The organism is Streptomyces sp. NBC_01537 (assembly GCF_045040445.1).
Lineage (GTDB): Bacteria > Actinomycetota > Actinomycetes > Streptomycetales > Streptomycetaceae > Actinacidiphila.
Window position 1 is genome coordinate 8,363,157 of record NZ_CP109392.1, and the last position, 23,594, is coordinate 8,386,750.

Genomic DNA, 23,594 nt, shown 5'->3' on the forward strand with positions numbered 1-23,594 from the left:
ACAGAAATTAGAGGCGAGGCGTTTCGCCCGCGTGACACGGCCGTATCGCCCGCGCTCCTAACTCCTCACTGCCCACGCCTGGCAAACTCGCGATGTATCGCGGTTGTCAAGGTCGGCCCATTCGCGATATGTTCGGCTACGGATATACGGGAGCGAGGTGTGGTGGGTCGTGGCGAAGCGGCGAAAGCTCAGCAACCCCCTGGCGTTGGCCGTGATGGCGACGCTCGGCGAGGGGCGGCCCATGCATCCGTACGAGATCGCCCAGGTGCTCCGCCAGCGCGGCAAGGAGCAGAGCATCAAGATCAATTACGGCTCGCTCTACACCGTCGTCCAGAATCTGGAGAAGCACGGCTTCGTCGAGGTCGCCGGCGTCCAGCGGCAGGGCAACCGCCCCGAGCGCACGCTGTACGGGCTCACGCAGGCCGGGGCGGTCGAGATGCACGACTGGCTCGCCGACCTGGTCGCGGTGCCGCAGGAGGAGTACCCGGCTTTCGAGTCGGCGCTCTCGCTGATGCTGATCCTGCCGGTGGACGAGGCCGTCGATCTGCTCGGGGAGCGCGCCCGCAAGATCGAGCTGCAGGCCGCCAGTACCCGGGCGGTGCTGGAGAAGCTGCGGGACGACCTGCCACGGGTGTTCACGATCGAGACCGAGTACCAGCTCCACATGATGGACGCCGAGGTCCAGTGGGTGCGCGGCCTTCTCGATGAGCTCAAGGAGGGCACGCTCTCCGGCACCGCCGAGTGGCGGCAGTGGCACGAGACCCGTGAAGTACCGCAGGAGTGGGCCGACATCGAGGAGCAGGTGAAGGACACGTCCGCCGCTGAGCGCATCAAGGAGGAACTGGCGAAGCTGAATCCGCCGGCTGCTGAGTAGACAAGAGAAAACCCCGGTGCCTGCTGCGGGAACAGCGGACACCGGGGACAAGACCCCGGACCGGACCTGCGGGAACAGGCCAGGCGATCGAGGTGCCAGCACACCCAGGATAGCCCGGCTCCCTCCCGTGGATCGGTTCACCGATCACCATGGAGGACTCCGTCATGAGCGCGAGCTCAAGCGCGAACCCAGGCATGCGTGCGCCCGCCATCGAGGCGCGCGACCTGGTCAAGACCTACCCCGGCGATGTGAAGGCCCTGAACGGCATGGGCGTCACCGTCGAGGCGGGCACCGTCTTCGGACTGCTCGGCCCCAACGGCGCCGGCAAGTCCACCACCGTCAAGATCCTCACCACCCTTGCCCGCCCCGACTCCGGCACCGCCGTCGTCGCCGGGCACGACGCCCTGCGCCACCCCGACCGCGTACGCCGCGCCATCGGCGTCGTGGCCCAGAAGTCCGGAGCCGATCCGGTCGCCACCGGCCGTGACAACCTGCTGCTGCAGGGCCGGCTGTACGGGGTCCGGGGCGCGGCCCTCGTCCGCCGGGTCGACGAGCTGCTGGAGCGCTTCGACCTGGCCGACGCCGCCAAGCGCATGGTCCGTACGTACTCCGGCGGCATGCAGCGCCGGCTCGATGTGGCGCTCGGCCTGGTCCACCGGCCCGAGGTGCTCTTCCTGGACGAGCCGACCACCGGGCTGGACCCGGAGGCCCGCACCGCGATGTGGGAGGAGATCTCCCGGCTCGCCGGCGACGAGGGACTGACGATCCTGCTCACCACGCACTACCTGGAGGAGGCGGACCGGCTCGCCGAGCGCATCGCCATCGTCGACCGCGGCCGCGTCGTCGTCGAGGGCAGCCCCGACGAGCTCAAGGGCGAACTGCGCGGCGACGCCGTCCAGATCGAGCTGCGCGACGGCGTCCGCCCGGTCGACGCACAGCTGCTGGAGACCGCGCTGGGCGAGTTCGCGGGCGTACGCGAAGCCGTGCTCGACGGGCGGCGGCTCAGCGCCCGGGCCGACGACGGGGCGGCGGCGGTGCCGCGCGTGCTGGCCGTACTGGAGCGGGAGGGCGCGGCGGTCGCGTCCGTGACCGTCGCCAGGCCGTCGCTGGACGATGTGTATCTGCGGTACGCGGGCCGCCGGTTCGCCGAGGCGGACGACAACCTGATCACCGCCGGAGGCGCGCGATGAGCACCGACACCCTGACCCACACCTGGTACATGACCCAGCGTCAGCTCATGGCGATACTGCGGCAGCCGGTCTTCCTGGTCATCACCCTCATCCAGCCGATCATCTGGCTGTTCCTGTTCGGCGCCCTCTTCCGCAAGGTCGTCGAACTGCCCGGCTTCGGCGCCACGTCCTACCTGGACTACCTCGTCCCCGGCATCGTCGTGATGAGCGCACTGGGCTCCAGCATGTGGGCCGGCATGGGCACCCTGGAGGAGATCGAGCGCGGGACGCTGAACCGCTTCCTCGTCACCCCGGTCAGCCGCAGCGCCATCATCAACGGCAATGTCGTGCAGCTCGGCCTGTCCACCGCCTTCCAGTCGGTGTGCATCGTCCTGCTGGGGAAGGCCAGTGGCGCGCACTACCCGGGCGGCATCGGCGGCATCCTCATCCTGATCGCCGCCTCGATCCTGCTGGGCACGGTCTTCGGCGCCCTGTCGAACGCCATCGGCATGCTGGTGCGGCAGCGCGAGAGCATCATCGGCATCAACACCTTCCTGCTGCTGCCGCTGACCTTCCTGTCCTCCGCCTTCATGGCCCCGGCCCTGATGCCGTCCTGGATGCGGCACGTCGCGGACTACAACCCGGTCAACTGGGCGATGGTGTCCGGTCGTTCGGCGATGTCCGACAGCCCCGACTGGGGTGTCGTGCTCAGCCGCGGCGGCGCGCTGCTCGCGGTGGCGGTCGCGGCGGTGTGGCTGTCGACGCGGACCTTCCGCACGTACCAGAAGTCGGTCTGAACGTGCCGAGGGCCGCGCCGCCCCTGCGGCGGCGCGGCCCTCGGCAGGTCTTTCGGTACGCCTTTCGGCACGTCTTCAGGAGGCGGAAGCCGACTCCTGCTCGGCCTCGACCTGCTCGTTCCAGACCCGCTTGGACGACTGCCAGCCGTCCTCGTCGTGCCCGAGACGCCAGTAGCCCGAAATCGACAGCCGCTCGCGCGCCACGCCCCGCTCCACCCGCAGGACGCGCCGCAGTTCCTTCACGAAGCCCGCCTCGCCGTGCACGAAGGCGTCCACCTCGCCCGCCGGGAATTCGAGCCCGGACACGGCACGCACCAGCTCGCTGCCGACCGGTGCGCCGTCGCGGTGCAGCCAGACGATCTCCGCGTCCGCGGCCGTCTCGATCTTCTGCTCGTCCGCCTCGCCGTCCACCTCGATGAAGGCGTACGCCCGCGCGCCCGCGGGCAGCCGCTCCAGGGCCGTCGCGATGGCGGGCAGGGCACTCTCGTCGCCGGCCAGCAGGTGCCAGTCGGCGTCCTCGGCCGGTGCGTAGGCGCCGCCGGGGCCGCCGAAGACCAGCTCGTCACCCGGCTGGGCGTTGGCGGCCCAGGGGCCGGCCACGCCCTCGTCGCCGTGGTGGACGAAGTCGACCGACAGCTCGCGGGTCCCGGCGTCCCAGCCGCGGACGGTGTACGTACGCTGCACGGGCCACTGTTCGCGCGGGAACTCGGCCCGGACGCGCTCCGGGTCGAAGGGGCCAGGGCCGTAGTCGACGCCGTCGACGGGGAAGAGGATCTTGATGTAGTGGTCGGTGTAGTCGCCCGTGTCGAAGTTCGCGAGCCCGTCGCCGCCGAGCACGACACGGATCATGTGCGGGGTGAGCCGCTCGACGCGTTCGACGCGCCCTCGGTGCAACTGCCGCGGCTTGCGCGCCGGACGGTCTGCCATGCGGACCTCCATATGATGTGATTACTTAGGTAAGCCTAACCCAATACGCTCAGCAGGCGCTGCAAAGATCCGCCCAAGCCCCACCGCTCCGCCAGCGCCTCGAGCACCTCGGGATCCGCCGGCTCCTTCGGCAGCGCAGGGTCGAACGCGGGCAGCGGAACATCGCCCGCCACCCGCACCACGTTCGGGGCCACGGCGACATACTCCCGGGACTCGACCAGCCGCTTGCGCTGCGCCGGGGTGATCTTCGACAGCGGGTCGGCGGCGGCCGCCATGATCCCGGCCAGGTTTCCGTACGCGTCGAGCAGCTTGGCCGCCGTCTTCTCGCCGACGCCGGGCACGCCCGGCAGGCCGTCGCTCGGGTCGCCGCGCAGCAGGGCGAGGTCGGCGTAGCCGGAGCCGTCGACGCCGTACTTGGCGCGCAGCCAGGCCGCGTCGACGAGGTCGAGGTTGCCGACGCCCTTGAGGGGATACAGGACGCGCACGCCGCGCGCGTCGTCCACCAGCTGGAACAGGTCGCGGTCGCCGGTGACGATGTCGACGGGCCCGGGGGCCAGCCCGGTGAGGGTGCCGATCACGTCGTCGGCCTCGTAGCCCGGGACGCCGATCCGGGCGATGCCCAGCGCGTCCAGGACCGCCTCGATGACCGGCACCTGCGGGGACAGGGTGTCGGGGATCTCCTCCACGTCCGAGCCCTCGGGCACCTCCTCCGCCACCCGGTGGGCCTTGTAGGAGGGGATGAGGTCCACCCGCCACTGGGGCCGCCAGTCGGCGTCCATGCAGGCGACCAGATCGTCGGGGGAGTGGTCGGCGACCAGGCGCGCGATGAAGTCGAGGAGCCCGCGCACGGCGTTCACCGGGGTGCCGTCGGGTGCCCGGACCGAATCGGGCACGCCGAAGTACGCACGGAAGTAGAGGCTGGCCGTGTCCAGGAGCATCAGGCGTCGCGTCGTCACCTTCCCGATGATGCCGTACATCACTGACAGCGGCGAAAACCACATGACGCCCCATCCGTGAATCCTTAGAGTTTGCGGTGTGAACGCACCTCCCGGTGCGAAGACGACGGTTACTTCGGTTGATTTGGGTTCGATTCCTGAAAGCCGTTCCGTTCACGCGGAATGGCTGTACCGTCGCCGGCTCCGACCTCGGGAGGCGCGCGCACGGCACCGGAGCGCCCGGTGCGCAGGTCGCGGTTACTTCTTCGGATCCAAGGGTTGCGGGTTCAAGTCCCGCCGTCGCATGGGGTGGCGTAGCTCAACCGGAAGAGCATTGGCACAAGTCCGCAGCCGATTTCTGATCTCGGGCGCTGCACCAACGGGGGAATCTCATGAGCAAGTTCAATTTCCGTGTGCGCAAGGCGGCCGCCGCCCTCACCTATGAGGGCGGCGCGGCCTTCACCCGCGACACCAAGCACGACCTCGTGCTCCTCGCCGTCGTCAACATGGTCGGCGAGGACACCTTCTACGAGAAGGCCGGCGACCGCGACGACCGCTTCCGCACCCTCGTGCGCGCCGTCGCCGTCGAGGACGCCGACTGGACCGCCCGCTTCGTCGGCTGGCTGCGCGGCGAGGCCAACATGCGCTCCGCCTCGCTGGTCGCCGCCGCCGAGGCGGTCAGGGCCCGCCTGGACGCCGGTCTGCACGGCGACAACCGCCGCCTGGTCGACGCCGCGTGCCTGCGCGCCGACGAGCCCGGCGAGTTCCTCGTGTACTGGACCGCCTCCTACGGCCGCGCCGTCCCCAAGCCCGTCAAGCGCGGGCTCGCGGACGCCGTACGCCGGCTGTACAACGAGCGGTCGCTGCTGAAGTACGACACCGACACCCGCGGCTACCGCTTCGCGGACGTCCTGGAGCTCGTCCACGCGGCGCCCGACCCGGACAAGGCGGCCTGGCAGGGTCCCCTGTTCAAGCACGCCATCGACCGCCGTCACAACCGGGACGAGGCCGTCCCGGACGCGCTGCGCATGCTGCGTGCCCGGGCCGAGCTGATGGCCCTGCCGGTGGAGGAGCGCCGGGCGGTCCTGGACCGGCCGGACGGCCCGGAGACGCTTGCGCGTGCCGGGATGACCTGGGAGGCGCTCGCGGGCTGGCTGCAGGGGCCGATGGACGCGGGCGCGTGGAGCGCCGTGCTGCCCTCCATGGGCCTCATGGCCGCCATCCGCAACCTGCGCAACCTGGACGAGGCCGCCGTGCCCGACGAGATCGCCGAGCAGCTCGCGGCGCGCCTCGCCGACCCGGAGCAGGTCGCGCGGTCCCGCCAGTTCCCGTACCGCTTCCTGTCCGCCTACCGCGCCGCGCCCTCGCTGCGCTGGGGCCACGCCCTGGACAAGGCGCTCACGGCGGCCACGGCCAACGTGCCGCGGCTGCCGGGCCGCACCCTGGTCCTCGTCGACACCTCCGCCTCCATGGGGAACCCCGTCTCGGCCCGCTCCCAGGTCCGGCACGTGGACATCGGCGCCCTCTTCGGAGCCGTCCTCGCCCACCGTGGCTCGGACGTCGACCTGGTCGGCTTCGCCGACGGCCACTTCCGGCACAAGCTCAAGCCGGGGGGCTCGCTGCTGCGCGACATCGAGGCCTTCTGCGCGCGCATCGGCGAGGTCGGACACGGTACGCAGACCGTCGACGCGATCCGGGCCACCTACCGGGGGCACGACCGGGTCGTGATCATCTCGGACATGCAGGCCTTCGCCCCCTGGGGCGGCGGCTCGGTGTCCACGGCGGTCCCGGCCCAGGTACCGGTGTTCGGGGTCAACACGACCGGCTACGCACCGGCCGTCCTCGACGCCGGCCGGCCGAACCGCTACGAGATCGGCGGCTTCAGCGACAAGCTGTTCACGATGGTCGGCCTGCTCAGCGGCGACGGCCTCGCGGCCTGGCCCTGGGCGGCAGCCCGCGAGGCCACGGCCTGATCGTCACCCCCCGGAGCGGCTCAGGCCGCCCCGGGGGGGCTTCGGTCATACCCCGGTGCCGGAGGAGGATCCCGTTTCCTTGACACCCTTGGTGATGGTGTCCATCACGGACAGCGTCGGGGCCTTGGAGCTGACGTCGAAGCCGAAGCGCAGCACGACCAGCTTGGAGCTGTCGCTGGGCGAGGGGAAGACGACCGACTGGACGTAGCCGTCGTCGCCCTTCGTCGTCACGACCTTCCAGCGGACCAGGTAGCCCTTCTGCCCGGCGACGGTGACGGCCTCCGACTTGAGCTGGGTGTGGGAGGTGATCGCGCCGTAGGCCTTCGTGCCGTACGCCTCGGTGGCCGCCTTGGAGATGTCCTCCTTGGCGGCGGCCTCGGCGGTCGTGGCCTTGAGCCCGGCGGTCTTGGCCGGGAGGGCGTTGAGCCCGCCCCGGGCGCAGGACAGGGTGGCGTCGGCGGGGCAGGCGTACTCCCCGACCACCATCACCGCCTTGCCGGACGAGTCGTAGCCCCCGCTCCAGCCGTCCGGCAGCGGGATGCTGACGCCGTCCAGCACATCCGGCAGGAAGCCCGCCTCCGCGCTCGGCACGGCCGACGGGGCCGTGGACGGCGCGCCGCTCTGCCCGCCGCCGGGGCCGCCAGGGCCGCCCTGGCCCTGGTCACCGGGCGAGCCGCTGGGGCCGCCGCCGAAGGGGGCGCTGGCGGAGGGGTTCGGCCGGCCGGCCGAAGTGTCGTTACTGCTGTCGTTGCCGTTCGAGGTGAGAGCGACGACACCGCCCACGACCGCCGCGACCACGACGACCGCGGCCACCACGGCGATGGCTATCCGGCCGCGGCTCCGCACCGCCGGGGCACCTCCGGCCACCACATCACCCGGGGGATAGGGCGGGTAGCCGGGCAGGGGAGCGGTGGCCGAGGCCGGGTCCTGGGCGTTGCGGGTGTACTCGGTCCACTCGGTCCCGTCCCACCAGCGTTCGAGGGCAGGGGCGTCGTTACCTGTGTGCCCGGGCTCGGGGTACCAGCCGGGCGGGGTCGTCATCGTCACGGGCCAAATTTAAGTCCCTCAGGCTAAGAATCCCGTGAGATGACGGCCTGTCCCGATTACAAGGGGGTCACGTACGCGCTCGCGATCCCGCCGTCCACCAGGAATTCCGACCCGGTGATGAACGAGGAGTCGTCGCTGGCGAGGAAGGCGACGGCCGCCGCGATCTCGGGCGCCTCGGCGAACCGGCCCAGCGGAATGTGCACCAGCCGGCGCGCGGCCCGCTCCGGGTCCTTGGCGAACAGCTCCTGCAGCAGGGGCGTGTTGACCGGGCCAGGGCACAGCGCGTTGACCCGGATGCCCTCGCGGGCGAACTGCACGCCCAGCTCGCGGGACATGGCCAGGACGCCGCCCTTGGAGGCGGTGTACGAGATCTGCGAGGTGGCGGAGGCCATGACGGCGACGAAGCTCGCGGTGTTGATGATCGAGCCCCGGCCCTGGCGCTGCATGTAGGGCAGGACGGCCTTGCAGCACAGGTAGACGGAGGTCAGGTTGACGTCCTGGACGCGCTTCCAGGCCTCGATGCCGGTGGTGAGGATCGAGTCGTCGTCGGGCGGTGAGATGCCCGCGTTGTTGAAGGCGATGTCGACGGATCCGTAGGTGTCGTACGCCGTCCTGAACAGCGCGTCCACCTGCTCGGCGTCGGTGACGTCCACCTTGACGAAGATGCCGCCGACCTCGGCGGCGGCCGCCTTGCCGGCGGTCTCGTCGATGTCGGCGCAGACGACGTTCGCGCCCTCGGAGGCCAGCCGGCGGGCGGTGGCGAGCCCGATGCCGCTGCCGGCGCCGGTGATCACCGCGGTGCGGCCCACGAGACGGCGGCAAACCGGTGCTTGCTCTGCTTGGGTCACTGGATCAGTCCTCCGTGCTGATGAATACGTTCTTGGTCTCGGTGAATGCCGCCAGCGCGTCCGGGCCCAGCTCGCGGCCGAGCCCGGACTGCTTGAAGCCGCCGAAGGGGGTCCAGTAGCGCACCGAGCTGTGGGAGTTCACCGACAGGTTGCCGGCCCGGGTGCCGCGGGCCAGGCGCAGGGCGCGGCCGATGTCACGGGTCCAGATGGAGCCGGACAGGCCGTACGCGGTGGCGTTGGCCAGCCGCAGGGCGTCCGCCTCGTCGTCGAAGGGGAGCACGACCGCCACGGGCCCGAAGATCTCCTCGACGGCGACCCGGGCGGCCGGGTCCCGCGGAGTCAGGACGGTCGGCGGGAACCAGAAGCCCTTGCCCTGCGGGGCACTGCCGCGAATGGCGACGTCCTCGCAGGTGCCCACGTACGCCGAGACGCGGTCGCGCTGCGCGGCGGAGATCAGCGGGCCCATGCCGGTGGCCGGGTCGGCCGGATCGCCGACGGTGACAGCGTGGACGGCGGGTTCGAGCAGCTCCAGGAAGCGGTCGTATGCGGGGCGCTGGACGAGGATGCGGGTGCGGGCGCAGCAGTCCTGCCCGGCGTTGTCCAGGAAGGAGCCGGGCGCGGTGGCGGCGGCCTTCTCCAGGTCGGCGTCGGCGAAGACGATGTTCGGGGACTTGCCGCCGAGTTCGAGGGTGACGCGCTTGAGGCTGTCCGCGCACTTGGCCATGATCTGCTTGCCGACGGCCGTCGAGCCGGTGAAGACGATCTTCGCCACGCCGGGGTGCTCCACCAGCGCCGCGCCCGCTACCGGCCCGGCGCCCGGCAGGACCTGGAAGAGGTGCTCGGGCAGCCCGGCCTCCAGCGCGAGCTCAGCGAGCCGCAGGGCGGTCAGCGGGGTGGTCTCGGCGGGCTTGAGGATCACCGCGTTGCCCGCGGCCAGGGCCGGGGCGAAGCCCCAGGCCGCGATCGGCATCGGGAAGTTCCAGGGCGCGATCACCCCGACGACCCCGAGCGGTTCGAGGAAGGTGATGTCGATGCCGCCCGCGACCGGGATCTGGCGGCCGTTGAGGCGTTCGACGCCCCCGGCCGCGTAGTCCAGTAGGTCCCGGACATTGCCGGCCTCCCAGCGGGCGTCGCCGGCCGTGTGGCCCGCCTCGCGCACCTCCAGGGCGGCCAGCTCGTCGGTGCGGCCGTCCACCACGGCCGCGAAGCGGCGCAGCAGCCGCGCCCGGTCGGCGGGGGCCAGCGCCGCCCAGCCCTCCTGCGCGCGGGCGGCGCGGGCGACGGCGGCGTCCACGTCCCGCGGCCCGGCGGCGGGGACGGTGGCGATCACCTCTTCGGTGGCCGGGTTGAGCACTTCGAGCACGGGGGACCTCATCACATGCGTTCGAAGGAGCGGTAGCGCTCCCAGTCGGTCACTGCGGTGTCGTACGCATCCTGCTCGACGCGGGCCATGTTCAGGTAGTGGCCGACGACCTCCTCGCCGAAGGCCGCCGCCGCGATCGGGCTGGCCTCCCACAGCTGCGCCGCCTCGCGCAGCGTCGTCGGCACGTGCTGGACGGCCTCGGCGGTGTACGCGTTGCCGGTGACCGGCTCGGGGAGGGCGAGCTTGTGCTCGATCCCGTACAGCCCGGCCGCGATCATGCCCGCGACGGCGAGGTACGGGTTGACGTCGCCGCCCGGGACGCGGTTCTCCAGGCGCAGGGCGGCCGGGCTGTGGCCCACGACGCGCAGGGCGCAGGTGCGGTTGTCCGGGCCCCAGGCGACGGCGGTCGGGGCGAAGGAGCCGGGGCGGAAGCGCTTGTAGGAGTTGATGTTGGGCGCGTAGAGGAGGGAGAAGTCGCGCAGCGCCGCGAGCTGTCCGGCGAGGAAGTGCCGCATGGTCTCCGACATGTGGCCTTCTTCGTCCGCGAAGACCGCCCCGCCGTCCTCGTCGCGCAGCGAGAGATGGATGTGACAGGAATTCCCCTCGCGCATGTCGTACTTCGCCATGAAGGTGAGCGCGAAGCCCTCCTGCGCAGCGATGGTTTTGGCGCCGGTCTTGTACACGCTGTGCTGGTCGCAGGTGGTCAGCGCCTCGTCGTAGCGGAAGGCGATCTCGTGCTGCCCGAGATTGCACTCGCCCTTCGCGGACTCCACGCGCATGCCGGCCGCGCCCATCTCGTTGCGGATCCTGCGCAGCAGCGGCTCCACACGGCCGGTGCCGAGCAGGGAGTAGTCCACGTTGTACTGGTTCGCGGGGGTCAGGTCCCGGTAGCCGCCGGACCAGGCCTGCTCGTAGGTGTCCTTGAAGACGATGAACTCCAGCTCCGTGCCGACGTACGCCGCCCAGCCGCGCTCCGCCAGCCGGTCCAGCTGGCGGCGGAGGATCTGGCGCGGCGAGGCGACGACGGGCGCGGCGGCCTCGTCCAGCCAGGTCAGGTCGGCGATCACGAGGGTGGTGCCCGCGTCCCAGGGGGTGCGGCGCAGGGTGGCGAGGTCGGGGAGCATGGCGAAGTCGCCGTAGCCCTGCTCCCAGGAGGACATCGCGTAGCCCTCGACGGTGTTCATGTCCGCGTCCACGGCGAGCAGGTAGTTGCAGCCCTCGGTGCCGTGCTCCAGGACGTCGTCGAGGAAGTGGCGGGCGGCGAATCTCTTGCCCTGGAGGCGTCCCTGCATGTCGGTGAAGGCGACGACGACCGTGTCGGTCTCACCGGTGTCGACAAGTCGCCGCAGATCGTCGGTGCTGAGCGGGGCTTTGCGGTGCACCACGGGGGACCACCTCTCCTACCGGCCGTCAGGTGATCCAAAACTACGGGCTGGGCATCGGGTTGGATACGGTGCGAACAGAAATCCGCGCTCCGCGCGTCGCCCCGCCGCGTCGCCTGCAGGGAGGCCGTCCTTGTCCCGTCCGCTCATCGGCGTCAGCACCTACCTGGAGCCCTCCGCCCGCTGGGGCACCTGGGAGCTGCCCGCCGCCCTCCTCCCCGTCGGCTACCCCCGCCTCGTCCAGCGCTCCGGCGGCCTCGCCGCCCTCCTCCCCCCTGACGACCCCGCCCACGCCGCCGGTGCCGTGGCCCGCCTCGACGCCCTCGTCATCGCCGGTGGCCCCGACGTCGACCCCGTCCACTACGGCGCCTCGCGGCACCCCCGCACCGGCCCCCCGGCGGCCGACCGCGACGCCTGGGAGCTCGCCCTCATCGACGCCGCCCTCACGGCCGGCCTCCCCCTGCTCGGCATCTGCCGCGGCATGCAGCTCCTCAACATCGCCCTCGGCGGCACCCTCATCCAGCACCTCGACGGCCACCGCGGCCCCGTCGGCGTCTTCGGCGAGCACGTGGTCGAACCCGTGCCCGGCACCCGCTACGCCGCGCTGGTGCCCGAGGCCATGTCCGTACCGACCTTCCACCACCAGGCGATGGACCGCCTCGGCCGGGACCTGGTCGTCGGCGCACATGCCGAGGACGGCACCGTGGAGGCCGTCGAACTGCCCGGGGAGCAGTGGGTGGTCGGCGTCCAGTGGCACCCGGAGATGGGCGAGGACGAACGGGTGATGCGGGGGCTGGTCGCGGCCGTCACAGCTGCAGCTTGAAGCCCACGTGTGAGCCGGTGAAGCCCAGCTTCTCGTAGAAGCGGTGGGCGTCGGTGCGGGCGTTGTCGGAGGTCAGCTGGACGAGTGTGCAGCCGAGGCGGCGGGATTCCTCGATAGCCCACTCCATGAGCCGGGTGCCCAGGCCGGTGCCGCGCGCGTCCCGGTGCACGCGGACGGCTTCGACGATCGACCGGGTTGTGCCGCGCCGGGACAGGCCCGGGATGACGGACAGTTGCAGCACCCCGACCGGTCGCCCGTCCCGTTCCGCGACCGTGAGGTGCTGGTTCGGGTCGGCGGCCACTCGCTCGTACGCCTCGTAGTACGGCGCCAGATCGTCCGGGGTCTCCCGGCCCCGGCCCCGGCCGTCGTCGGCGAACATGGCGACGATGGCGGGTATGTCGTCGGCGGTGGCGGGGCGGAAGAGAAGATCACTCATGCGATCAGCCTAGGGTCGGCCGGCGGGGCCGGGCCCGGCGGGGACGCGGCGGCCCTGTAGCGTGCCACAGCGTGAACGCTGACGCCTTGCCGGAACTGACCGGCGGCCGCTTCCTCGGCTCCTGGGTCGCGGACCCGGTGGCGATCGCTGCCGTACTGCTGCTCGGCGGGGCGTACGCCTGGGGCGTAGTGCGGCTGCGCCGTCGCGGGGAGCGCTGGCCGGTGGCGCGGACGGCCGCGTTCGCGCTGCTGGGCCTGGGCACGATCGTGTTCGCGACGATGTCGGCGCTGGCCGTCTACGACCGGGTGCTGTTCTGGCCGGCGGCGGTCCAGAACATCCTCCTCGACCTGATCGCGCCCATCGGGCTCGCGCTGGGCGATCCGCTGTCGCTGGCGTACCGCGCGCTGCAGCCCCCGCTCGCCGGGCGCCTGCGCGGTGCCGTGACCGGCCGGACCGTACGCCTGCTGACCTTTCCGCTGGTCAGTTCTGTGCTGGTGGTCGCCACCGAGCTGGGTGTCTACTTCACCCCCTACTTCGAGACGGCGCTGCGCGTGCGCGCGGTCCATGAGGTGATGTACCTCCACCTCCTCCTCGTGGGGTGCCTGTTCGTCCTGCCCATGCTGACCCGCGAAGAGCTGCTGCCGGCGTGGTGCACCCACCCGGTGCGGGCGGCCCTGGTCTTCCTCGACGGCGTCTTCGACGCCGTTCCCGGCCTCGTCGTCATGACCAGCGGCACGCTCGTCGCCGGGCACTGGTACGCGGCACACGCCCGTGGCTGGGGCCCGGGCGTGGACCTGGACCAGCAGATCGGCGGGGGCGCGATGATCGCCATCGCCGAGCTGGTCGGCCTGGTCTTCCTCATCGCGGTGTTCGCGGAGTGGGTTCGCGCGGAGAGGTCCCGGACTGCCGAACTGGACCGGCGACTGGACGCCGAGCTGGTACCGGCCACTGCGCAGGGCTCCGCGCAGACCTCACCGGCGGGATCCGAGCCGGACCGGGTGCGGCCCTGGTGGGAGACGGACCAGGGCCAGGTCGGGCAGCGCTTCCGGTCGGGCGGCCGGTGAGGACGGGCTGGAGGACCGGCTAGAGGAACGTCTTGCCCTCGCCCCGGTACGTCGGCACGACCCCCATCACCTGGTCGCCCTCCACCAGCTGGAGCGAGTCGAACCGCTCGCACAGCTCGCCCGCCTTGGCATGCCGGAACCAGACCTTATCGCCGATCAGCAGGTCGTCCGCCACCGCACCGATCAGCGGTGTCTGGACCTCGCCGGGCCCCTCCTGGGGGTCGTAGCGCAGCCCTTCGGGCAGGTACGGGACCGGGAGCCGGTCGGGGCCGGCCGCGCCGGAGGCGGGGTAGCCGCCGCCGAGGACGGTGACGATGCCGACGCCGGGGCGGCGGACGACGGGGTGGGCGAAGAGGGCGGCGGGGCGGCCGCGGAAGGAGGTGTAGTTGTCGAAGAGCCGGGGCACGAAGAGCCCGGAGCCGGCGGCGATCTCGGTGACGGAGTCCTCGGCGGCGGTGGTCTGGACGCTGCCGGTGCCGCCGCCGTTGACGTACTCCAGGTCGGGGGCGACCGCGCGCACCGCCCGTACGACCTCGGCGCGGCGCACCGCCAGTTCCTTCCTCGCCGTGGCCTGCATCAGCCGGATGGCCCGGGACCGCAGCGGGCGGCCCGCCACCGAGTCGCCGACCCCGGCGATGTGGCCCTCGTAGGCCATGATGCCGACCAGCCGGAAGCCGGGCCGGCGGGCCACCTCGCGGGCCACCTCGGCGAGTTGGGCGGGCTCGCGCAGCGGGGAGCGCAGGGCGCCGATGCGTACCCGCCCGCGCAGCATGCGCAGCGAGGTGTCCAGCTCAAGGCATACGCGGACGATCTCCGAGCCGCCGCCGCGCGAGGCGTCGATCAGGTCGAGCTGGGCCACGTCGTCGATCATCACGGTGACCGCGGCCGCGAGCTTGGGGTCCCCGGCCAGTTCGGCGAAGGCGGAGCGGTCCGCCGAGGGGTACGCCAGCAGGATGTCGTCGAAACCGGCCCGGGCCAGCCACAGCGACTCCTCCAGGGTGAAGGACATGATCCCGGCGAAGCCCTCACGGGCCAGCACCCGCTCCAGCAGCGCCCGGCAGCGTACGGACTTGGACGCGACACGGATCGGCTTGCCGCCCGCCCGCCGGACGAGGTCCGCGGCGTTGGCGTCGAAGGCTTCGAGGTCGACGATGGCCAAAGGCGCGTCGAGGTGTGCGGTGGCCCGGTCGTAGCGGGCGCGGTCGGCTGCGCGATCTGACATGGGCGCAGCTTGCCAGAATGCCCCTACTCGGCGGTAGGGGCAACGGATCCCGGGCAGCTGAGAATTCCGGCCGCCCAACCCGTAGAGTGACGCAAACGCTGTAACCACGCACAACTGCGCATGGCTACGCATGGCTACGCATCTGACGAGGGGGCGCCGGGTGAGCACCGGAGTCGACCGTGGGGGAGCCGGGCCGCGTCCGGCGCCGTCACACCCGGGCTTTCCGCCACCGCCACCGCGCCCGCGCACCGGGCCGATACCCCCGACTCCGCCTCCGCCCCCCGCCCCGGGATATCCGCCGCATTCGCCGTATGCGCCGCACTCGCCGAATCCGTACGCCTCGTACGCCGAGCGGCAGCCGCCGCACCCGCCCTCACCGGAGCCCCAGCCGCCCTACGCCCCCGCCCCGCACGCCGCCCCGCGCCGGCACCGCCCCGTGCTGGCCGCTGCGTGCATGGTGCTCGGCCTCGGCCTGCTCGGCGGCGCGGCCGTGGGTGCCCTGATCAACCACGACCCGCTGGTCCCGGCGCCCACCGCCGCCGAGGCCTCGGCCAGCGCCTACGGCGCCACCCGGGACCTGTGGCACAGCACCCCGGTCAACACGCTCTTCCCGCCCACCGTCAAGGGCCGCGCGGCCGGGCCCGGCGGCTCCGACCGAACCTGGACCCGTATCGGGATCGCCCCGGAGAGCGACTGCGCGGACGCCTTCGACCCGCTGCTCGCCAAGCTGCTGGCCCCTATCGGCTGCGTACGCCTCCTGCGCGCGACGTACACCGACGCGACGTCCACCGATGTCACGACCGTCGGCATCCTGGTCACCAAGGCCGACGCCGCCACGATGCGAGCCCTGCACGACCGCTGGAACGACGAACACCTCGGCTCCCGCAGCGACCTGATGCCCCGTTCGGTGGCCTTCGCGGGCACCGCCGCCTCCGGCTTCGGTGACAAGCAGCGCGCGAGCTGGACGGTCGCGCCCTCCGCCGACCTCCCGGTCGTCGTCTACGCCGTCACCGGCTTTGCCGACGGCCGCGAGATCACCGACCCCGAGCCCGCCGACGCCGCCACCGCCGACGGCGCGACCTCCGCCGCCGCCGAGGCCGGCCTGGGCGACACCGCGCAGGCGCTGTCCGACAAGGTCTACGCCGACGTGCGCGAGGCGGCCCAGAAGCTCAGCAACCCCTCGACGGAGCCGCCGCAGTGAGCAGGGTACGAGCCGGCAGGGTACGAGCGAGCCGTCTGCAAGGCATGGTGCTCAGCCTGGCCGCGGCCGCGCTGGCCGTGCTGCCCGCCGCCCCCGCGCACGCGGACGCCGTACGGGACGCCGACTGGGCGCTGAGCGCCCTGCACGCCCAGCAGGCCTGGCAGACCAGCAAGGGCAAGGGCATCACGGTCGCAGTCCTGGACACCGGCGTCGACGGCACCCACCCCGACCTCACCGGGCAGGTGCTGGCCGGCAAGGACATGGTCGGCTTCGGCGCCAAGCGTGGCGACAGTTCCTGGGCCAAGCACGGCACCGGCATGGCCGGGATCATCGCCGGGCACGGTCACGGCTACGGTGACGCCGACGGGGTCATGGGCATTGCGCCGGAGGCGAAGATCCTACCCGTACGGGTGATCCTGGAGGACAAGGACCCGCAGCGGAAGAAGGCCCGCACCACCCGTGGCGGAGCGCTGGCCGAGGGCATCCGCTGGGCCGCCGACAACGGCGCCGACGTCATCAACCTCTCGCTCGGCGACGACAGCAAGACCGCCCACCCCGAGCCCCAGGAGGACGAGGCGATCCAGTACGCCCTCGCCAAGGGCGTCGTCGTGGTCGCCTCGGCCGGCAACGGCGGCAAGGAGGGCAACCGCGCCTCCTACCCGGCCGCCTACCCCGGCGTGATCGCGGTCGCCGCCGTGGACCGCTACGGCAACCGCGCCGACTTCTCCACCAGCCGCTGGTACGCCGCCGTCTCCGCGCCCGGGGTCGATGTCGTCATCGCCGACCCGGACCGGCACTACTACGAGGGCTGGGGCACCAGCACCGCCTCCGCGTACGTCTCCGGGACCGCCGCCCTGATCCGCTCCAAGTACCCCCGGCTCAGCCCGGCCCAGATCAAGGAGCTGCTGGAGGACACCACCCGCGACAACCCCTCCGGCGGCCGCAGCGACTCCGTCGGCACCGGCCTGATCGACCCGGCCGCCGCCCTCGCGGCAGCCGCCCGGCTCAAGCCCGAGGGGCCCACGCCCGCCCCGTCGGCTTACGCGGACCGGTACTTCGGCACCGGGCCCACCGTAGCGCGGCTCTCCTCGGGGCAGGAGACCCGCGGCGGGCTGGGCGACGGGATCGCGATCTCCTTCGCGGTCGCGGGCTGCGTGCTGACCGCGATGGCGGTCGGACTGCGGAACCGCCGGCGCCGGCCGGTCAGAAGCCGTACTCGGCCGCAGCCCTACTGAACGAGGTGACGGCCGTCTGCGCCGCCTCCTCCACCAGCGCGATGCCCTTGTTCATCGTGGTGCTGCCCTTGGACGTCACGGCGACCAGGTAGGTGCGGCCGCCGTAGGTCACCCGGCCGATGCTGTTGATGTCCCACAGGGCGGTCTGGCTGCGCTGCAGCCAGCCGTTCTTCACGTCGAAGTCCCCGGTCGACGCGCTCGGCACGCCCCAGTCCTGGTAACTGCTGACCTGGCCCATCAGGTTCCGGATGTACGCCTGCGACGCGTCGTCGAGCACCGAGTCCGTCCCGAACACGACCCGCAGAAGCCGCAGTTGGTCGGCCGCCGTGGTCTGGGTGAGGCCCCACAGGGCCCCGCTGCCGCCGGTGGTCTCGGTCAGCCCGAGGCGCCTGTTGGCCGCGTTGAGGCCGCTCGCCCTGCCGATGTCCTTCCAGAGCGCGCTGGCGGCCGTGTTGTCGCTGTTCTCGATCATGACCTTGGCGTAGGCCTTCTCCTGGGTCGTCAGCTGACGGCCCTTGTCCTGCGCCTGCAGCAGCAGCGTCGCGAGGATGTCCACTTTCACGATGCTCGCGGTGTCGAACGAGCCGCTTCCGTATACGGCGCTCTTCCCGGACTTCATGTCCAGCACCGCCACCGAGTACTTGGCGTCGGAGCCCCCCGACACACTCGCCATGGCCTTGCTCAGCACCTCGTCCCAGTCCACCAGCGGCTTCGTGGTGGCCAGCACCGCCACCGCGTTCGCCAGTGCCTCGGTGGGTGAGGGCGACGCCGACGCGGCGGTTGTGCCCAGGCTGCCCGCATGTGCTTTCACGATGACGGTCGTACCCAGCCCGGTACCGAGCAGAACCGTGGCCGCGACCGCCGTGATCACGGCGGGGCGGGTTCTGTGGGCGCGGGAGCGGAAATGGCGGTCCGCCTGCCGCGGTATTGGGGCAGGACGGTCCGCGTTGTCGGAAGTCTCGTGTGCCATGACCCGTCACGCTAGGTTTCGAACCTGCGTGCCGTATAGGAGTTCGGTTAAAACCCCGTAAGAAATTCACACCTGTGCTGTCGGGCTACCCTCGACCCGTGGCGCTCAAGAACATCCCCGAACCCGGCTTCTCCGACGACGACGGCACTGCCGACCCCCGGCTCTCCGCGGCGCTCAGCGCGTACGCGGGCGGTGCGGGCGAGGGGGAAGTGCTCACCGCGCTGCGCGGCGCACGGCTGCTCGTGCCGGTCGTGGCCCTGCTGGGCGAGGTGGAGACCGGGCCCGACGGCCTGCGCCGCGAGAAGACCAGCGACATGGCCGTCCCCACCATCCAGGCCGCCGACGGCCGCCGCGCTCTCCCCGCCTTCACCTCCACCGACGCCCTGGCGCGCTGGCGCCCCGACGCCCGCCCGGTCGCGGTGCCCCTGACCCAGGCCCTTCAGGCTCTCGCCCATGAGCGGGCCGACACCCTGCTCATCGACATGGCCGGGCCGGTGCCCTACGCCCTGTCGGGCCCCGCCCTGCGGGCCGTTGCCGAGGGCCGCGACTTCGGTGACCCGCTCGCGGACCCGGCGGTACGGGAGGCGGTACGGGCCGCGGTCGCGGCCGAGCCGGGTGTCGTACGGGCCCACCTGGTTCCCGCCGATACCTCCGACGGCACACTCGGGCTGGTGCTCGCGCCGGACGCGGCCGTGCAGGAGGTCGCGCAGCGCGTCGCCACCGCCCTCGCGGGAGACGACGTGTTGCGCGGCGCGCTGGTGAAGGGCCTGGAGCTGGCCCTGCTGCCGGCCGGGGCGAGGCTTCCGGGGGAGCCGCTGTTCAGCCGTACACCGGCCCCGTGAACTTCTCGCCCGGGCCCTGGCCGGGCTCGTCGGCGATGACCGACGCCTCGCGGAAGGCGAGCTGCAGGGACTTGAGCCCGTCGCGGAGCGGGCCCGCGTGATAGGAGCCGATCTCGGGCGCGCCGGCGGTGATGAGGCCGGCGAGGGCGGTGATGAGCTTGCGCGCCTCGTCCAGATCCTTGTGGTCGGCGCCCTCCTCGGCGAGGCCGAGGTTGACCGCTGCGGCGCTCATGAGGTGGACGGCAACGGTGGTGATCACCTCGACCGCGGGGACGTCCGCGATGTCGCGCGTGATGGTGTCGAAGTCAGGACGCTCTTGCTCGCTCATGCCTGACACGATAGGCCCCCGTACGACCGATTACGGACTGCGGTCGAACGCTGGTATGCTTGACGATTGACCGGCTGGACACGATGTGCGCCCTATGCGAACTGAGTGTTCCGCCCACAAGTGGAGGCTCCGATCTCCCACCTGGCCGACCGAAAGGTTGGCGGGTCTCCGGTCAGGCAGTGTGTGCCGGGAAGCATCCGCGTCCCGGTGCGAGTCACTGCCCGATGCGCCTCGTGGGAATACCGCGGCGGTGCTCCCGGTTGTGAGGAGCCCCCGCCTGTGTCCCGTTCGAGGCGTTTTTTGCGTCTTCGCTCGGGGTCGGACGGATAACAAGTGACGGAAAACGCGGCTGTCGGCCAGTCAGCCGCGTGGTGCTACCGAGGAGGCCCCATCAGCGCCGAGCCCCGCATCAACGACCGGATTCGCGTCCCCGAAGTGCGACTTGTCGGTCCCAGCGGCGAGCAGGTCGGCATCGTGCCGCTTGCCAAGGCCCTGGAGCTTGCGCAGGAGTACGACCTGGACCTGGTCGAGGTCGCGGCGAACGCACGTCCGCCGGTCTGCAAGCTCATGGACTACGGGAAGTTCAAGTACGAGTCGGCCATGAAGGCCCGTGAGGCGCGCAAGAACCAGGCGCACACGGTCATCAAGGAGATGAAGCTCCGGCCGAAGATCGACCCGCACGACTACGACACCAAAAAGGGTCACGTCGTCCGGTTCCTCAAGCAGGGCGACAAGGTCAAGATCACGATCATGTTCCGTGGCCGTGAGCAGTCCCGGCCCGAGCTGGGTCACCGGCTGCTGCAGCGGCTCGCGGGCGACGTCCAGGAGCTGGGCTTCGTGGAGTCCGCGCCCAAGCAGGACGGCCGAAACATGATCATGGTTCTCGGTCCGCACAAGAAGAAGACCGAGGCGATGGCCGAAGCCCGTGAGGCGCAGGCCGCCCGCAAGGCCGGTCGACTGCCCGAGAACCCGTCGGAGGTCGAGCAGCAGGCGTACGACGCTGCTGTCGCCGAGGAGGCCGCTGAGGCCGCCGAAGCTGAGGCCGCCGAGGCCAAGGCCGCCGACGAGAACTGACGGACAACGCGAGACCCCGGGGCGCCGCTCCGGGTTGCAATGAAGTACTGACGCTCTCCGTCCGCTCCCGGGCGGACGGGAGGGCCAGCGACGAGGAGACTACGGCGCCATGCCGAAGAACAAGACGCACAGCGGTGCGAGCAAGCGATTCAAGCTCACCGGCTCCGGCAAGGTGATGCGCGAGCGCGCCGGCAAGCGCCACCTGCTTGAGCACAAGCCGTCGAGCAAGACCCGTGCCCTCAGCGGCACCGTCGAGCTGGCCCCGGCCGACGCCAAGAAGATCAAGAAGCTTCTCGGCAAGTGACGGCCGCGCCCCGCTGACCGGGGCGCGTCTTACTGATCCGGGACCCAATCGATTTCGGACCGCGTGAGTCCCACCGCGGTCCCTCACTAGGAGTTATCAAGTGGCACGCGTCAAGCGGGCAGTCAACGCCCAGAAGAAGCGCCGGGCAATCCTCGAAGCGGCCAGCGGTTACCGCGGCCAGCGGTCGCGCCTGTACCGCAAGGCCAAGGAGCAGGTCACCCACTCCCTGGTCTACAACTACAACGACCGCAAGAAGCGCAAGGGCGACTTCCGTCAGCTGTGGATCCAGCGCATCAACGCCGCTGCCCGCGCCAACGGCATCACCTACAACCGCTTCATCCAGGGCCTCAAGGCCGCCCAGGTCGAGGTCGACCGCAAGATCCTCGCCGAGCTGGCCGTCAACGACGCCCCCGCCTTCGCCGCCCTCGTCGAGGTCGCCCAGAAGGCCCTCCCGGCCGACGTCAACGCGCCCAAGGCTGCCTGACGCCTCGCGCTGCGCTCGGCTTGAGCCGTAAGGGCCCGCAGGCGGATGGCCGCCTGCGGGCCCGATTGCGTCCGGACTGGTTGTGGGCAGGCGTTCCGCAGTGGCGGAACGGGTGGGCACAACCTGGCCACCGGCCTCAGGCCGCCGACGAACCCCGGCCACCCACCCCCAGGAAATGACCCCCGCGCCATGCCTCTCCCTGAGCTGACCTCCCTCCGCTCGCCACGCGTCGTGGCCGCCCACCGCCTGGCCAAGCGCAGCTTCCGCGGCAAGGAGCGCCGCTTCATCGCCGAGGGCCCGCAGGCCGTCCGCGAAGCGGTCCCGCACCTCATCGAGGTGTACGTGACGCCGGAGGCGGCCGAGCGGCACGCGGACATCGTGGCGGCGGCCCACACCGCGGGCGTACCGATCCTGACGGCGACGGCCGAGGTCATCGCGGAGATGTCCGACACCGTCACCCCGCAGGGCATCGTCGGGCTGTGCCGCTTCCTGGACACCCCGTTCGAGGACATCCTCGCCACCCGCCCCAGGCTGGTGGCCGTACTGGCCAATGTCCGCGACCCCGGCAACGCCGGCACCGTGCTGCGCTGCGCGGACGCCGCGGGGGCGGACGCGGTGGTCCTCACCGACGCCTCGGTGGACCTGTACAACCCCAAGGCCGTCCGGGCCTCCGCCGGCAGCCTGTTCCACCTCCCGGTCGCCGTCGGCGTCCCCGTGGAGACCGTCGTGGACGGCCTGCGCGCGGCCGGCGTACGGCTGCTGGCAGCCGATGGCGCGGGGGAGCGGGACCTGGACGAGGAGTTGGACGAGGGGACGATGGGCGGGCCGACGGCCTGGATCTTCGGCAACGAGGCGTGGGGGCTGCCGGAGGAGACCCGCGCACTCGCGGACGCGGTGGTACGGGTGCCCATCCACGGGCGGGCCGAGAGCCTCAACCTCGCGACGGCCGCCGCGGTATGCCTGTATGCCTCCGCCCGGGCGCAGCGTGCTCCCGCAGGGTGCCGCTCCGTAACAATGAGCTAGTAGGGTGGCGCCCCGGGGGCCCTGGAAGGGGGTGCGGGGATGGATGTCAGGACGACCGGCGGATCCGCCGATCACGCCCTGCCGGGCTGGTCGCAGATCCTCACCGAGTACGGCCTGACGGCCGACGACCTCCCCGACGGGCTCGTGGTGGCCGACGAGAGCGGCCGGGTGATCTGCTTCAACACCGCCGCCGCCCGCATCACCGCCCTGCGCCCGCCCGCCGTCATCGGCCTGCCGATCGAGCAGGCGCTGCCCCTGGAGGACCTCGACGGGCGCCGCTGGTGGACGATCACCGATCCCTACCGTGGTCTGGCCACCCGCACCGGCCAGCCCGAGCGCAATCTGCTCCTCCCCGGCGGGCGCGAGGTGCTGGTCTCGGCGAAGTACGTGCGCACCCACCCCGGCGGTCCGGTCCACCGGCTGGTCGTCGCCCTGCGCGGCACCGAGGCCCGGCGGCGTACGGAGCGCAGCCACGCGGAGCTGATCGCAACCGTCGCGCACGAGCTGCGCTCGCCGCTGACCAGCGTCAAGGGCTTCACCGCGACGCTGCTGGCCAAGTGGGAGCGGTTCACCGAGGACCAGAAGAAGCTGATGCTGGAGACGGTCGACGCCGACGCCAACCGCATCACCCGGCTGATCGCCGAGCTGCTCGACATCTCCCGGATCGACTCCGGCCGCCTGGAGGTGCGCCGCCAGCCGGTCGACATCGCCGCCGCCGTGCAGCGGCACGTGGACGCGATGGTCGCGGCGGGGCAGCGGGCCGACCGCTTCGCGGTGCGGGTCGGCGGGCCGCTGCCCGCGCTGTGGGCGGACCCCGACAAGATCGACCAGATTCTCGGGAATCTGCTGGAAAACGCGGTGCGGCACGGCGAGGGGACTGTCACCATTGAGGTGGCACCAGCGCCGTCCAAGGACCAGACCGAGGGAACCGCAGTCACCGTGAGCGATGAAGGGCCCGGCATCCCCGAGGAGTCGGTGAGCCGCGTCTTCACCCGCTTCTGGCGGGGCAGCAAGCGCGGCGGCACGGGGCTGGGCCTGTACATCGTCAAGGGCATCGTCGAGGCCCACGGCGGGACGATCACGGTCGGCCGCGCGCCCGGCAGCGGCGCACAGTTCCGATTTATTCTGCCCGTCGGGGCGCCGGCCTTCATGGCCTGAGCAATCGCCGGGACGACCGTTGAGTTGTCCACAGGCCCCGATGGGCGTGACCAGCAGATCACCGCGACCCCAGTAGACTCGGCCTTTGGCACCCATTTCTGTCGGTCGGGCAGTC

Annotated in this window: 24 protein-coding genes; 14 read left to right on the top strand and 10 right to left on the bottom strand. The window is 71.7% G+C overall.

The features are described 5' to 3' along the window. Positions 1-169 precede the first annotated feature (169 nt). The 3 genes from OG607_RS38430 to OG607_RS38440 all read left to right on the top strand — a co-directional run bounded on the left by OG607_RS38430 (position 170) and on the right by OG607_RS38440 (position 2,840). Positions 170-874, top strand: a complete 705-nt coding sequence (locus OG607_RS38430; RefSeq protein ID WP_405733852.1) for a PadR family transcriptional regulator — start codon at positions 170-172, stop codon at positions 872-874. 164 nt (positions 875-1,038) lie between these two features. Further along, positions 1,039-2,064 carry an ATP-binding cassette domain-containing protein gene (locus OG607_RS38435; protein WP_405733855.1) on the top strand — a complete coding sequence of 342 codons (1,026 nt, stop codon included), beginning with the start codon at positions 1,039-1,041 and terminating at the stop codon, positions 2,062-2,064. Next, positions 2,061-2,840, top strand: coding sequence for an ABC transporter permease (locus OG607_RS38440; protein ID WP_405733858.1), 780 nt, complete (start codon positions 2,061-2,063; stop codon positions 2,838-2,840). The genes OG607_RS38435 and OG607_RS38440 overlap by 4 nt, the downstream gene beginning before the upstream one ends. Positions 2,841-2,915: 75 nt before the next feature. Here the strand turns inward: OG607_RS38440 and OG607_RS38445 are convergent, their stop codons facing one another. Together OG607_RS38445 and OG607_RS38450 are read right to left on the bottom strand one after the other, a co-directional pair. Then, positions 2,916-3,767, bottom strand: a complete 852-nt coding sequence (locus OG607_RS38445) for a siderophore-interacting protein (RefSeq protein ID WP_405733860.1) — start codon at positions 3,765-3,767, stop codon at positions 2,916-2,918. A gap of 35 nt (positions 3,768-3,802) precedes the next feature. Then, complete coding sequence (locus OG607_RS38450; RefSeq protein ID WP_405737326.1) at positions 3,803-4,705, bottom strand: 5'-3' exonuclease H3TH domain-containing protein; 903 nt, start codon at positions 4,703-4,705, stop codon at positions 3,803-3,805. A gap of 389 nt (positions 4,706-5,094) precedes the next feature. Here OG607_RS38450 and OG607_RS38455 point away from each other — a divergent pair, with 389 nt between their 5' ends. Continuing rightward, complete coding sequence (locus tag OG607_RS38455; protein WP_405733862.1) at positions 5,095-6,675, top strand: TROVE domain-containing protein; 1,581 nt, start codon at positions 5,095-5,097, stop codon at positions 6,673-6,675. 45 nt (positions 6,676-6,720) lie between these two features. On the opposite strand, the gene OG607_RS38460 is transcribed toward OG607_RS38455, so the two are convergent. The 4 genes from OG607_RS38460 to OG607_RS38475 form a co-directional block, all read right to left on the bottom strand. Then, on the bottom strand, positions 6,721-7,716 hold the full coding sequence (locus OG607_RS38460) for a DUF2510 domain-containing protein (RefSeq protein ID WP_405737328.1): 996 nt from the start codon (positions 7,714-7,716) through the stop codon (positions 6,721-6,723). Between the two features lie 62 nt (positions 7,717-7,778). After that, positions 7,779-8,570, bottom strand: a complete 792-nt coding sequence (locus OG607_RS38465) for a 3-oxoacyl-ACP reductase (protein ID WP_405733864.1) — start codon at positions 8,568-8,570, stop codon at positions 7,779-7,781. Positions 8,571-8,574: 4 nt separating this feature from the next. Then, positions 8,575-9,945, bottom strand: a complete 1,371-nt coding sequence (locus OG607_RS38470; protein ID WP_405733866.1) for an aldehyde dehydrogenase family protein — start codon at positions 9,943-9,945, stop codon at positions 8,575-8,577. After that, positions 9,945-11,318 (bottom strand): glutamine synthetase family protein, encoded by a 1,374-nt coding sequence (locus OG607_RS38475; protein ID WP_405733868.1) that lies wholly within the window; start codon positions 11,316-11,318, stop codon positions 9,945-9,947. The genes OG607_RS38470 and OG607_RS38475 overlap by 1 nt, the downstream gene beginning before the upstream one ends. 130 nt (positions 11,319-11,448) lie before the next feature. Between OG607_RS38475 and OG607_RS38480 the strand changes: the two genes are divergently transcribed. Then, positions 11,449-12,138 (top strand): gamma-glutamyl-gamma-aminobutyrate hydrolase family protein, encoded by a 690-nt coding sequence (locus OG607_RS38480; protein WP_405733870.1) that lies wholly within the window; start codon positions 11,449-11,451, stop codon positions 12,136-12,138. Here the strand turns inward: OG607_RS38480 and OG607_RS38485 are convergent. Next, on the bottom strand, positions 12,122-12,574 hold the full coding sequence (locus OG607_RS38485; RefSeq protein WP_405733872.1) for a GNAT family N-acetyltransferase: 453 nt from the start codon (positions 12,572-12,574) through the stop codon (positions 12,122-12,124). The genes OG607_RS38480 and OG607_RS38485 overlap by 17 nt on opposite strands. Before the next feature lie 71 nt (positions 12,575-12,645). Here OG607_RS38485 and OG607_RS38490 point away from each other — a divergent pair, with 71 nt between their 5' ends. Next, positions 12,646-13,638 carry a cytochrome c oxidase assembly protein gene (locus OG607_RS38490; RefSeq protein WP_405733874.1) on the top strand — a complete coding sequence of 331 codons (993 nt, stop codon included), beginning with the start codon at positions 12,646-12,648 and terminating at the stop codon, positions 13,636-13,638. Between the two features lie 19 nt (positions 13,639-13,657). Here the strand turns inward: OG607_RS38490 and OG607_RS38495 are convergent, their stop codons facing one another. Beyond that, positions 13,658-14,860 (bottom strand): amino acid deaminase/aldolase, encoded by a 1,203-nt coding sequence (locus tag OG607_RS38495; RefSeq protein ID WP_405733876.1) that lies wholly within the window; start codon positions 14,858-14,860, stop codon positions 13,658-13,660. A 454-nt stretch (positions 14,861-15,314) separates the two neighbouring features. Between OG607_RS38495 and OG607_RS38500 the strand changes: the two genes are divergently transcribed. Both OG607_RS38500 and mycP read left to right on the top strand, forming a co-directional pair. Further along, a complete protein-coding gene (locus OG607_RS38500; protein ID WP_405733878.1) occupies positions 15,315-16,061 on the top strand; it encodes a hypothetical protein in 747 nt (248 codons plus the stop codon). Between the two features lie 44 nt (positions 16,062-16,105). Further along, positions 16,106-17,296 (top strand): type VII secretion-associated serine protease mycosin, encoded by a 1,191-nt coding sequence (mycP, locus tag OG607_RS38505; protein WP_405733880.1) that lies wholly within the window; start codon positions 16,106-16,108, stop codon positions 17,294-17,296. Here the strand turns inward: mycP and OG607_RS38510 are convergent. After that, positions 17,265-18,167, bottom strand: a complete 903-nt coding sequence (locus OG607_RS38510; RefSeq protein ID WP_405733882.1) for a serine hydrolase — start codon at positions 18,165-18,167, stop codon at positions 17,265-17,267. The two genes, mycP and OG607_RS38510, sit on opposite strands and share 32 nt — an antisense overlap. Before the next feature lie 197 nt (positions 18,168-18,364). Between OG607_RS38510 and OG607_RS38515 the strand changes: the two genes are divergently transcribed. Further along, positions 18,365-19,108, top strand: coding sequence for an SseB family protein (locus OG607_RS38515; protein ID WP_405733884.1), 744 nt, complete (start codon positions 18,365-18,367; stop codon positions 19,106-19,108). Here the strand turns inward: OG607_RS38515 and OG607_RS38520 are convergent. Beyond that, positions 19,086-19,436 carry a DUF1844 domain-containing protein gene (locus tag OG607_RS38520; protein WP_405733886.1) on the bottom strand — a complete coding sequence of 117 codons (351 nt, stop codon included), beginning with the start codon at positions 19,434-19,436 and terminating at the stop codon, positions 19,086-19,088. The two genes, OG607_RS38515 and OG607_RS38520, sit on opposite strands and share 23 nt — an antisense overlap. Positions 19,437-19,769: 333 nt before the next feature. Between OG607_RS38520 and infC the strand changes: the two genes are divergently transcribed. The 5 genes from infC (at position 19,770) to OG607_RS38545 (ending at position 23,479) form a co-directional block, all read left to right on the top strand. After that, entirely contained in the window at positions 19,770-20,510 is a 741-nt protein-coding gene (gene infC / locus OG607_RS38525; protein WP_329320121.1) for a translation initiation factor IF-3, read from the top strand. 109 nt (positions 20,511-20,619) lie between these two features. Further along, positions 20,620-20,814, top strand: a complete 195-nt coding sequence (gene rpmI / locus OG607_RS38530) for a 50S ribosomal protein L35 (RefSeq protein ID WP_329320122.1) — start codon at positions 20,620-20,622, stop codon at positions 20,812-20,814. Positions 20,815-20,914: 100 nt separating this feature from the next. Further along, a complete protein-coding gene (gene rplT / locus OG607_RS38535) occupies positions 20,915-21,298 on the top strand; it encodes a 50S ribosomal protein L20 (protein ID WP_329320123.1) in 384 nt (127 codons plus the stop codon). Between the two features lie 189 nt (positions 21,299-21,487). Beyond that, the gene (locus OG607_RS38540; RefSeq protein WP_405733889.1) at positions 21,488-22,321 is read left to right on the top strand and encodes a TrmH family RNA methyltransferase; all 834 of its coding nucleotides are present in this window, start codon (positions 21,488-21,490) and stop codon (positions 22,319-22,321) included. Positions 22,322-22,360: 39 nt separating this feature from the next. Then, a complete protein-coding gene (locus OG607_RS38545; RefSeq protein ID WP_405733891.1) occupies positions 22,361-23,479 on the top strand; it encodes an ATP-binding protein in 1,119 nt (372 codons plus the stop codon). The last annotated feature ends 115 nt before the right edge of the window (positions 23,480-23,594 follow it).